The organism is Pedobacter riviphilus, assembly GCF_014692875.1.
Taxonomy (GTDB): domain Bacteria; phylum Bacteroidota; class Bacteroidia; order Sphingobacteriales; family Sphingobacteriaceae; genus Pedobacter; species Pedobacter riviphilus.
In genome coordinates, this window is the sequence record NZ_CP061171.1 from 4,019,670 (window position 1) to 4,031,156 (window position 11,487).

Annotated in this window: 10 protein-coding genes; 2 read left to right on the forward strand and 8 right to left on the reverse strand. The window is 39.1% G+C overall.

The window, feature by feature from the left end; genetic code table 11:
• Window positions 1-53 precede the first annotated feature (53 nt).
• The 3 genes from fusA to rpsL all read right to left on the reverse strand — a co-directional run bounded on the left by fusA (window position 54) and on the right by rpsL (window position 3,196).
• A complete protein-coding gene (gene fusA, locus H9N25_RS16515) occupies window positions 54-2,168 on the reverse strand; it encodes an elongation factor G (RefSeq protein WP_167297016.1) in 2,115 nt (704 codons plus the stop codon).
• Window positions 2,169-2,297: 129 nt separating this feature from the next.
• Entirely contained in the window at window positions 2,298-2,765 is a 468-nt protein-coding gene (gene rpsG / locus H9N25_RS16520) for a 30S ribosomal protein S7 (RefSeq protein ID WP_029278632.1), read from the reverse strand.
• 17 nt (window positions 2,766-2,782) lie between these two features.
• Window positions 2,783-3,196: a 30S ribosomal protein S12 gene (rpsL, locus tag H9N25_RS16525; RefSeq protein WP_008244597.1), complete on the reverse strand. Its 414-nt coding sequence runs from the start codon at window positions 3,194-3,196 to the stop codon at window positions 2,783-2,785.
• 549 nt (window positions 3,197-3,745) lie between these two features.
• On the opposite strand from rpsL, the gene H9N25_RS16530 reads away from it, so the two are divergent.
• Complete coding sequence (locus tag H9N25_RS16530; RefSeq protein ID WP_190326582.1) at window positions 3,746-4,651, forward strand: prohibitin family protein; 906 nt, start codon at window positions 3,746-3,748, stop codon at window positions 4,649-4,651.
• Between the two features lie 16 nt (window positions 4,652-4,667).
• On the forward strand, window positions 4,668-5,255 hold the full coding sequence (locus H9N25_RS16535) for a rhodanese-like domain-containing protein (RefSeq protein WP_190326583.1): 588 nt from the start codon (window positions 4,668-4,670) through the stop codon (window positions 5,253-5,255).
• Here H9N25_RS16535 and H9N25_RS16540 read toward each other — a convergent pair.
• The 5 genes from H9N25_RS16540 to H9N25_RS16560 all read right to left on the reverse strand — a co-directional run bounded on the left by H9N25_RS16540 (window position 5,252) and on the right by H9N25_RS16560 (window position 11,388).
• A complete protein-coding gene (locus tag H9N25_RS16540; protein WP_190326584.1) occupies window positions 5,252-5,710 on the reverse strand; it encodes a hypothetical protein in 459 nt (152 codons plus the stop codon). The genes H9N25_RS16535 and H9N25_RS16540 overlap by 4 nt on opposite strands.
• A gap of 119 nt (window positions 5,711-5,829) precedes the next feature.
• On the reverse strand, window positions 5,830-6,834 hold the full coding sequence (locus tag H9N25_RS16545; protein ID WP_190326585.1) for a discoidin domain-containing protein: 1,005 nt from the start codon (window positions 6,832-6,834) through the stop codon (window positions 5,830-5,832).
• Between the two features lie 10 nt (window positions 6,835-6,844).
• On the reverse strand, window positions 6,845-8,347 hold the full coding sequence (locus H9N25_RS16550; protein ID WP_167297020.1) for a RagB/SusD family nutrient uptake outer membrane protein: 1,503 nt from the start codon (window positions 8,345-8,347) through the stop codon (window positions 6,845-6,847).
• A gap of 12 nt (window positions 8,348-8,359) precedes the next feature.
• Window positions 8,360-9,640, reverse strand: a complete 1,281-nt coding sequence (locus tag H9N25_RS16555) for a TonB-dependent receptor domain-containing protein (protein ID WP_330221047.1) — start codon at window positions 9,638-9,640, stop codon at window positions 8,360-8,362.
• A gap of 50 nt (window positions 9,641-9,690) precedes the next feature.
• Window positions 9,691-11,388 carry a SusC/RagA family TonB-linked outer membrane protein gene (locus tag H9N25_RS16560; protein ID WP_190326586.1) on the reverse strand — a complete coding sequence of 566 codons (1,698 nt, stop codon included), beginning with the start codon at window positions 11,386-11,388 and terminating at the stop codon, window positions 9,691-9,693.
• Window positions 11,389-11,487 lie beyond the last annotated feature (99 nt).

Consider the following 11,487-nt stretch of genomic DNA (forward strand, 5'->3'; position numbering starts at 1 on the left):
AGTATCAAGATTGATCATTCGTCTTGATACTTACTACTTTATCTTGATACTAATTAGTCTTCAGATTTTACTCTTCCTTTAGATTTCGCTACTACCTCGTCCTGTACGTTTTTAGGCGCTGGCTCGTAGTGATCGAATTCCATTGTAGAAGTTGCACGTCCTGAAGTGATGGTACGTAATTGAGTTACGTAACCGAACATTTCTGAAAGTGGTACCAATGCTTTGATTACTTGAGATCCATTACGGGTATCCATACCTTGTAACTGACCACGACGACGGTTCATATCACCGATAACATCACCCATGTTTTCTTCAGGGGTTAAGATTTCGATTTTCATGATTGGCTCCATCAAAGCAGGTCTGCATTTAGGTAAAGCCTCACGATATGCCATACGGGCAGCAAGCTCGAATGATAAAGCATCTGAATCGACTGCGTGGAATGAACCATCAATCAAACGTACTTTCATATCCGGAAGTGGATAACCAGCTAATACACCATTTGCCATTGCAGATGCAAAACCTTTCTCAACTGAAGGGATAAACTCGCGAGGAATAGCACCACCCACAATTTCGTTTACGAATTGCAAACCACCTTTTTCAAAGTCAGCATCAATTGGAGAGATCACAACTTTGATATCGGCAAATTTACCACGACCACCTGATTGTTTTTTGTAAACTTCGCGGTGTTCTGTAGTACCGAAAATAGCCTCTTTGTAAGCTACTTGTGGCGCACCTTGGTTAACCTCTACTTTAAACTCACGTTTTAAACGGTCGATTAAGATATCTAAGTGAAGCTCACCCATACCAGAGATAACTGTTTGACCAGTTTCTTGATCGGTTTGAACCCTGAACGTAGGATCTTCTTCAGCCAATTTAGATAAGCCCATACCCAATTTATCAACATCAGCTTGAGTTTTAGGCTCAATAGCTAAACCGATAACCGGCTCAGGGAATACCATCGATTCAAGAACGATAGGATTTTTCTCATCACAAAGGGTATCACCAGTTTTGATGTCTTTAAATCCAACTACCGCAGCAATATCACCAGCAGCTACATTAGGCACAGGGTTTTGCTTGTTTGCATGCATTTGGAAGATACGTGAAATACGCTCTTTGCTTTCTGAACGTGTATTGTAAACGTAAGAACCAGCTTCTAAGTTACCCGAGTAAACACGGATAAAACATAAACGGCCTACAAATGGGTCAGTTGCAATTTTAAATGCTAAAGCTGCAAATGGCTCATTGATGCTTGGTTTTAATAAAACTTCAGCACCTGTATCTGGATTAGTACCTGTTACACCTTCTGAATCAAGAGGTGAAGGCAATAATTCCATTACGTAATCCAACATGGTTTGAACACCTTTGTTTTTGAAAGATGAACCACATACCATAGGAACGATTTTAGCATCTAAAACAGCTGCACGTAAAGCGTCTAAAACTTCGCGCTCAGTGATGGTTTCAGGAGCATCGAAGAATTTCTCCATTAGAGACTCATCATAATCAGCAACTGATTCCAATAATTTCTCTCTCCACTCAGCAACCTCATCAATCATATCTTCTGGGATAGGCACTTCAGTAAAGGTCATACCTTTATCGTGCTCATTCCAAACAATACCACGGTTGTTGATCAAATCAACCACACCTTTGAAGTTATCTTCAGAACCGATAGGTAATTGCAAAGGAACTGCATTACTACCCAACATGTCTTTAACTTGCTTAACAACTTTTAAGAAGTCAGCACCAGAACGGTCCATTTTGTTAACGAAACCGATACGGGCAACATTATAGTTGTTAGCTAAACGCCAGTTAGTTTCTGATTGAGGCTCAACACCGTCAACAGCCGAAAACAAGAATACCAACCCATCTAATACACGTAACGAACGGTTTACCTCTACGGTAAAATCCACGTGTCCTGGTGTATCGATAATGTTCATGTGATAGTTCTGGTTTCTGTATTTCCAGTTAACTGTAGTTGCAGCAGAAGTAATGGTAATACCACGCTCTTGCTCTTGTGCCATCCAGTCCATTGTTGCAGCACCTTCGTGCACCTCACCAATTTTATGACTTACACCAGCATAATAAAGGATACGTTCAGTTGTTGTAGTTTTACCCGCATCAATGTGAGCCGCGATTCCGATATTTCTTGTAAATTTTAAATCTCTTGCCATGTTATGTTTTTGATTTATCTGATTTTAAATGATTACACCGATTATGTTAAAACAAATCGGTGTAATTTATCTAATCAGTATAATCTTCTAATTAAATCTGTGTAATCTTACTAATCTGTTAATCCTAAATTAGAATCTGAAGTGAGAGAACGCTTTGTTAGCCTCAGCCATTTTGTGCGTATCTTCTTTCTTTTTAACAGCAGCACCCTCACCTTTAGCAGCAGCTACGATTTCACCAGCTAATTTCTCTTTCATGGTTTTTTCGCCACGTTTACGAGCGTATAAAATTAACCATTTCATACCTAAAGCTGTTTTACGCTCTGGTCTAACCTCAGTTGGAACTTGGAAGTTAGCACCACCAACACGACGAGATTTAACCTCTACAGCTGGCATAATGTTAGTTAAAGCACGTTTAAAGATCTCTAAACCGTTTTCACCTGCTTTTTTCTCAGCAATTTCAACAGCATCGTAAAAAATTGAATAAGCGATAGATTTTTTTCCATCGTACATCATATTGTTTACAAAACGAGTTACCTGAACATCATTAAATTTTGGATCAGGAAGAATAATTCTCTTTTTTGGTTTTGACTTTCTCATTTCTTATTTCCTCCCGATTATTTCTTTTTACCTTTTGTTGGCGCCGCAGCTACTTGTCCTGGTTTAGGACGTTTAGTACCATATTTAGAACGACGTTGGTTACGACCAGCTACACCTGATGTATCTAATGCACCACGGATGATGTGGTAACGTACACCTGGTAAATCTTTAACACGACCACCACGGATCAATACGATTGAGTGCTCCTGTAAGTTATGACCTTCTCCAGGGATGTAAGCATTCACCTCTTTACCGTTCGTTAAACGAACACGGGCTACTTTACGCATTGCTGAGTTTGGTTTTTTAGGGGTAGTGGTGTACACACGTGTACATACACCTCTTCGCTGTGGACAGCTGTCCAACGCTGGAGACTTACTCTTGAACTCCAGTGCTACTCTACCTTTTCTAACTAATTGTTGAATGGTTGGCATTGTGCTTTTTTATGTTTTTTTATTAAAAAATTTACCGCTCCCCCGGCATCTTTACAGATAGCCCATAAAACGGACTGCAAAAGTAGAACAATTCTTTTTAAAAATCAAGGGGTTAGCACAAAAAGTTTTCAGTTGGAAGTTTTGAGTTGGAAGTTGAGAATTAAGCAGTTGTGATTCTTCCTCTCGGTCATCGTCATTGCAAATCGAAGCGGAGGAAATGGTGGTGGCGTGAAGCAATCTATCTCGCCTTAAACATTACATCCATCATCGCATCATTTCATAATTATAAACTGTTATTTGGAAAGCAGTTTCAGCCATCCTTAGGTTGGCTTCGGCCCGTTCCAAAGGAACTCCTTCGGAGCTAAAGCTACAAGCTCGTGAAGCACTCGCTTTCCACGTATATCGAGGCTGCAAAGTAAGCCAATCCATTAACGTTCTAATTTCCCCCAGCCTGTTTCTATATGCTCTAAAAAGGCTTAAAACCACACATGCCTTAAATTCATAAAAGATTGTGTTAAATACTTTATCTTTAATAAAAATCTAAATTATATGTTCTTAAGTATCATCGGGATTATTATCATTTTTGTTGGTTTTGCAGTATCAAACCAAAATAACGTTATTAGCCGCTACAGCAGTATTACCAAAATTATTGGTGTGGTGCTGGTCATCATTGGCCTATCATTCTCCATGTTTAAAGTGATTGATGCTGGCCAGGTTGGCGTTAAAACAGTTTTTGGAAAAGTAGACAACGACGTTTTGTATAGTGGTTTAAACGTAATTAACCCCATTGCGGTAATCACTCCTTTTGATGTTAAAACCCAAAATTATACCATGTCTGGCGTGCATGATGAAGGTAATAAACAAACAGATGATGCACTACGTGTTTTATCTGCAGATGGCCTGGAGGTCATTATCGACCTTTCGGTACTATTCAGGGTAAAGGGAAGTGCTGCTCCGAATATTTTACGGGAAATAGGAACTGATTACCTGGAGAAGATTGTCCGCCCAGTTTCGCGTACTGCCATTAGAGATAATGCTGTAGCTTATGATGCTGTTGCACTGTACTCCAGTAAACGGGATGAATTTCAGGCAAAAATATTTAACACCATTGAGAAAAGTTTTGCCAAAAGAGGTTTAGAGCTAGAACAACTTTTGGTGCGCAACATTACCCTCCCTGCATCGGTAAAAGCGAGTATCGAATCGAAAATAAACGCAGAACAGGATGCCCAAAAGATGACTTTTGTACTCCAAAAAGAACGCCAGGAAGCAGAACGTAAAAGAGTGGAGGCCCAGGGTATTGCCGATTACCAGCGTATTCTTTCAACAGGATTGAGTGACAGGCAGCTTCAATATGAATCTATATTGGCTCAAAAAGAAATTGCGAAATCAGCAAATACAAAAGTCATCATCATGGGGAATGGAAAAAACGCTCCAATTATTTTAGGAGGAAATTAATTTAAACACTTAAAACATGAAAACAAAAATCATTACAATCATGCTTTTTAGTATTGTGTATCTATGTAATACGCAAACTACTCCACCTGTTAAAAGAAAGGCCAATATAGATTTTGATGCTTATGAAAAATTAATACCCAAGGTTAAAGCCCACCGAAAAAACAAGCTTGTAGATTTGCCCACCTTCTTAAAAATGGCCGCAGAAAAAGGCACCGTTATTTTAGATACCCGATCAGATAGCCTATACAAGCGGAAACACGTTAAAGGGGCAATACATCTTAACTTCTCCGATTTTACCCAACAAAACCTGCTCAGGCTTATACCTAGTGCGGATACCAGAATATTAATCTATTGCAACAACAACTTTGTAGATGATGCAGCCAATTTTGCCAGCAAAGTAGTGGTACCTGTTTTAGTAAAGAAAAAAATAGCGCCTATTTCATTGGCCTTAAATATCCCTACTTATATTAATTTATATGGATATGGGTACCGAAATGTTTATGAGCTTTCTGAACTGGTAAGCACATTAGATAAAAGAATAACTTTTGAAGGTACGCATGTTAAAAACATTGCGGTTAACGCACAAGCATTAAAAGTTAACTAATTACAATCCTTAAAACCATCTTTCAGCACCTTTAACTTGGCTACCGCAGCTTCGAGCTCTTTGGGGGCTTTCCCGTATTCGTAAGTGATTTTATATTGCTTACCATCAGCATTAATGGCAATCCACTCGGCGCCACCATCTGCACAATCGGGGCAACCTATGGTTTCGGGCAGGGCAGCAATTTTCTCCATATTCAGATCATTTTTGATAGCATTTACATCTGCCTCAGAAATGGTTTTGCTGCAGGCTTTGGTATCGGATGTCTGGCCATTTTTTGATTTGGAAAAAGTAAGCTTCAAATCGCTGATGAGCAGATTATTGGAACAATAGCCTACGCACATTCCAAATGACGATCCGTAACCAATGCTGTTTAGGTTTTTGATATTACCTTTTTTGCAACTAAAAATAGGCGTAATTAAAGCTAGCGTAAGGATGACTTGTAAAAATTTCTTCATAGTTAAGAGACAAAATACAACCTCAAAGATATTGTTTATCAGTTAAGAACTTATACAAAAGCGCTGTAAACAAAGAAAGCGATCAAAATTAAGATCGCTTTCTTCAAATTACCACAATTTTAGCGTTTCACATACCCCTCAAAATTCGCCAGGCAAGGGTAATTTGACCCTTCCAATAAAGTAATTTTTACAAATCTGACAGGAGCAGCAGGTGAAACCGCAAACTTCTGTTCGTTTACTGTAGTTGGGTTAAAGGTCCGATCATCGCCCAATTGAGAAAAGGTAACGCCATCTACACTTCCCGAAATAGAAAATTTGCTAAAACCTTGTTTTGGGTCGGTATGGGCGTTAAGACCGATATAAGAAAGTAAACTTGCCTTTTTCATATCAACAATAATCCAATGCGGATATGGATGCAGCACATCGTAATCGGCCTGCCAGAATGATGGAACGCTTGGTGCGGTTGGACTTTTGGCCGAAATTACATCTACCACATAAGCCGCTAAATTGGTTTCATCGCCAGGATAATTTACTTCACTCGAAGCTGTTGCTGTCCATCCTGTTTTGCTCAATGCAATATCGGTAAGCGGCTTTCTTTCCTGCAAACCGATAGCACTAAATTCTGACAAAAATGTAATGTTACCTGTTTGTGTTGCAGCTTTTTCTAAAGCAGTTAATTTAAGATAACGTACATTCCTGGCAGGCGATAAGGTAAATGCCTGTTCGGTAAAAGTGGCAGGATTAAACGTAAACTCGCCAATAACTGTAAAACTGGTTCCGTCGTTACTGCCTTCCAATCTAAATTTGGTAAAACCTTTCGAGTCGCCCTGTTTTGCGGTTAAACCGATTTTTGTTACCACCGTCTGTTTTTTCATATCGATTAATAACCAATGTGGAAATGTAGCGGTAGTATTCGAGCTCCAAAAAGTGTTGGTGTTTCCATCTAAAACAGTTCCGGGTAAGTTAGTCGTCTCCTGGCTGGAGGCTGTGGCTGTCCATCCGGTACGATCCAGTACTACTTCTTCTAAATTGGAAGTTAATTCCAGACTTTTTTCTTTTTTACATGAGCTTATTGCTGCTCCCGATAAAAGCAGGCATAAAGCATATATTCTGATATTTTTCATTTGTTCTGATCTAAGGGTTTTGAGTTAGATTTTTGTTATTGTCTATCTCGTACTGTGGAACGTAAAAAATAACACGGGCATCAGTAGGCAGAATTGTTTGCGTAATATTGGTGTTTGGCGTATTATTTAAAGCATGTGTACCAGGATAATTCCGGGTCATAGGCCTGTTGTTTCTGAATAAATCATAAGCACGCTGGCCTTCGAAAGCAAATTCCAGTCTGCGTTCTTCTAAAACTACATCTAATGCTGTTTTATTTGCCGCCGCAATACCTGTAAGTGTTAACACAGGAATTCCTGCTCTGGTACGGATCAGATTAACATCATCAAGAGCCAATTGTGCATTGCCCAGTTTGGCATTGGCTTCAGCTTTATTAAGGTACATTTCTGCCAAGCGCAAATAAACAGGCGAGCTTAAATTTGCAATCCCTTCCTGCAAATTGTATTTGGTGACATAATACATCGGCACATTGGGAGCTATTTTAGTATTTACCTGTAACACACCATTAATTTTATAGGGCGCAATAAAGCTGTGCCTTAAATCTGCAGGATTTTTATCTAGCTCTGCCATATACTGCTGAGAAGCATAAATTTCGCCGTAACCGGTATTGCCTTGAGCCCCTGGGGTAGATAAAGCACCTGGTGTACCGCTGTAATACATGGAACCAATCGCACCAAAATCCTGATCTTCTGTTTTGGTATAACGGATGGCAAAAATGGTTTCCGAATTGGCTTCTGGAGTTTTAGTGAAGTAACTTGCATAATCTGCACCCTGAAGCAATTTATAACGACCAGAAGCGATTACCAGATCGGCATATTTTATTGCATTGGCATTATCACCCATGTTTAAGTAAATACGAGATAGCAAAGCATAAGCAACTTCCTTCGATGCAAAGATATCCGCCTTTGCTACCGTCATTAAATCTGCTGCCTTTAATAAATCGGCAATGGCAGCGGCGTACACCTCTTTAACGGTATTTCTTGCTGGAGTGCCTGCAGGTACACCTTCCTTTAAAATGGGAACACCCGGATTTTCACCATTGCCCTGTGTATACGGTCTTCCAAATACGCGAACCAGGTTAAACTCCATCATTCCTTTTAGGTAAAGATTTTCGCCTTTAAGCTGCTTCAAATCTACGCTCGAATTATCTGGAATAGCTGCTATAATCTTATTTGCAGCAACAATAACGTAATAAGCTTGTTTCCAAAAGTTAGCGCCATGTGTCCCTGTGGGAATATGGGTATAACGATAACATCTCGAAAGATCATCAGAAGATGGTTGTCCTTGAGCCACATTATCTCCCTGAAATTCTGTTAAAAAATGCGCACTCCTAACATAAGTCGCATTTCTTAGCACAGCATAAGTACCAATTGTTGCGGTCTCAATATCACCAGGGTTTGTCAATGCAGATTCATCATCAATGGCTGTTGATGGTTTGACTTCCTTTTTACAAGCACTTACACTAAAAACCAATGCCAGTGCGGCTATATATATTTTAATTTGATTCGCTTTCATATTTTTCCTCTCCTATAAACTAATGTTTACACCAAACAATATTTTTTTGCTGATCGGGTATCTAAAACTTGAACTTCCCGGCACAACATTGGGATCATTATCATCTGGCGCCAGTACAACCTCAGGGTCTATACCCGAAAATTTAGTTCCTGTCCAAAGATTATCGCCACTAACAAAAATCCGGGCACTACTTATTTTAATTTTACTTAACCAGCTTGTTGGAATCTGATAGCCGAGTGTAATGTTGCGCAAACGGATATAACTTCCATCTTCCAGGTAACGTGATGATTGTTGATTGGAATCATGGTTACCACCTAAAACTGGTTTCGGGTGTGTAGCAACATCTCCAACTTTTTCCCATCTGCTCCAGCCCGATTTTAATACCATTGCATTATAACTTTCGTACAAACCATCATTATCAAAATAAGCACGGCTATTGTTATACACTTCATTGCCATAAACAAAATTGAAAAATGCGCTTAGGGAAATCCCTTTATAGCTAAAGGTATTGGTAAAACCTCCTGTAAATTTTGGTGAAGCCGATGTTCCAGTATATTGGCGGGTAGCCTGAGCGTAAGTATTGGTCACCGCGATATGGTTTACCCCATCTGCATCGGTAATTACTTTTTCCCAAAGCGGATCGCCATTGTTCGGATCTACTCCTGCCCAAATCGGCATTTTCCAATCATAAATATCACGACCTACCGCCTTTGGCTGGGAACCGCCCGGATTAATAGCATCCTTTCCTTCAGTAAGGCCTAAGATGGTATTGCGGTTAAAGGCCATATTGAAATTGGTTTCCCATTGGAACTCACCTGTAAAGTTTTTAGTATTGATGCTAAACTCAAGCCCTCTGTTTTTTAAGGCACCAACGTTTTGGAAAATATATCCGTAACCATCAGTTGAAGGCAATGGCACTTTAAACAATAGCGCATTAGAGCGTTTATCATATAAATCAACCGTTAAATCTATCCTATTCCAAAAACCGATATCCAAACCAATATTGGCTGTTTTTTGCTTTTCCCAAGTTAAATCGGGATTGCCTTTTTGATCGGGCCTAGCCCCAGGCAAACCACCATAACTGGCTGAGGCATCAATGGCATATAGTCCTAAAGATGGATAATCGCCAATTTCGGCATTACCCGTTGTACCATAACTTGCTCTTAATTTTAAGAAACTAATCGGTTTAACTTCTTTTAAAAATTGTTCGTTGCTCAAAATCCATGAAGCACCTAACTGATAAAAATCGCCACCGCTTTTGTTTAAACCAAAACGCGAAGAATTTTCGTGCACAAAGGAGGCAATTGCAAAGTATTTACCTGCATAATTATAATCAACCTGGCTTAAATATTTACTAAAATTATATTCATTTGTCCCCCGGATGGATTACTGATAATATCGGTTGCAGTAGACATTACCGGACGGCCTGCCGGAAGATTTTTACCATTTAGATTAGCTTCATCATAATATGATTTTTCAGCTTCGCCAACTGCCAATACGGTTAAATGGTTTTCGCCAAAACTATTTTCATATTTCAACCTGTTTGAGCTTAACAATCTGTTTTTATATGTTGTGGAGTTATATAATGAGCCGTTGGTTGCACCACCCTCTTTAGTTCTTTTATCGTAATAATCTACAGCAAAGGTGTTGTAAAAAGTGGTTCTGTTATAACTGGAGAAAGTTAAGTTCTTTACAATGTTGTAATCTAAATTTACATCGGCACTTAAATTTAAGCTTCTTTGATAAGAAAGGTTATACTGCGTAGAATGAAGAAAGTTTTCTACATCGCGGCCTTTCCAGGTTGGTGTAATCCGCGGATCAACAGGTGTTCCATCTGCATTGTATGCAGGGTCGAAAGGGAGATTTAAATAACCATCTCCAAGTGTATTGCTGTTAGCATAGTTATTTCTGGTAAATACACCGTTTAACAATAAACTCAATTTAAGTTTTTTGGTTAACTGGCTACTTAAATTCGCCCTTAAGTTATAGGCATTTTTATCGTTATTGATTACTGTACCCTGTTCTCTATAAAAGTTACCGGCGATATAATACCTTGTTTTTTCTGTACCTCCTGATGCAGACAGGGTATAATTCTGCGTCATTCCGTTTTGGGTAGCCAAATCCCACCAATTGGTATCATTTTTTAAAACAGATGGATCTGGATTTGAAAATGTTTTTTGATAATCATACAATTGCTGACTGTTCATCAATTTGAAATGACCAGTAGAAGGTGAGTTAAAACCTACTGTTGAACTGAATTCTATTTTTGCCTCTCCCGCTTTACCCGTTTTAGTGGTTACGATGATAACTCCACTACCTGCGCGTGAGCCATATAAGCCCGTAGCCGCAGCATCTTTTAAAATGGTAACAGATTCTACATCATTTGGACTATAAGTAGCACCTTCGGTACCGTAAGCACCAAGAATATTTCCATCTACCACTAACAACGGCGCTGTTCCACCATTAATACTTCCTATACCCCTTATTGTCATTTTAGGAGCAGAAGTTGGATCTCCACTGCCAGAAGAAACCACAACACCAGGAGCTTTACCCTGAATCATGGAAATTACATCGTTAGATGCTACCCCCTTTAACTTTTCGGCAGAAATTACCGAAACAGAACTCGATAATTCTCCTTGCTTTTTTGACGAATAACCAACCACCACTACGTCGCTCAGGTTGTTATTTTCTTCCTCGAGGCTAATGTTGATTGTAGTTTTGCCCTGAACAGGAATTTCCTGTGTTTTAAAACCTACAGATTTAATGATTAAAATGCCATCAGCAGGCACAGTGATTGCAAAATTACCAGATCCATCAGTAGAAGTGCCGATGCTTGGATTTGATTTTAAAGTGATGGTTACTCCAGGAACTGGACCAGATTTATCGGTTATTTTCCCTTTGATGGTAATATCAGCAAAATGATTAGCCCCCATTTCCTCGGGGTTAAGGTTTGCGTGATGGTTTAGATCGGCAGAGGCTTTACTTTCATTAAGCCATAATAAGCCAACTGCACCAAAAATCAGTAAAGATTTAATCTTCATGTTATTGTTGTTTTTAAGTTAGTAGATAGGTTGTTGCGAGATAATTCAGATTTGTTTTTTTAAATCATAGGCTAACTATCTTTTTTAAATACATAGGAA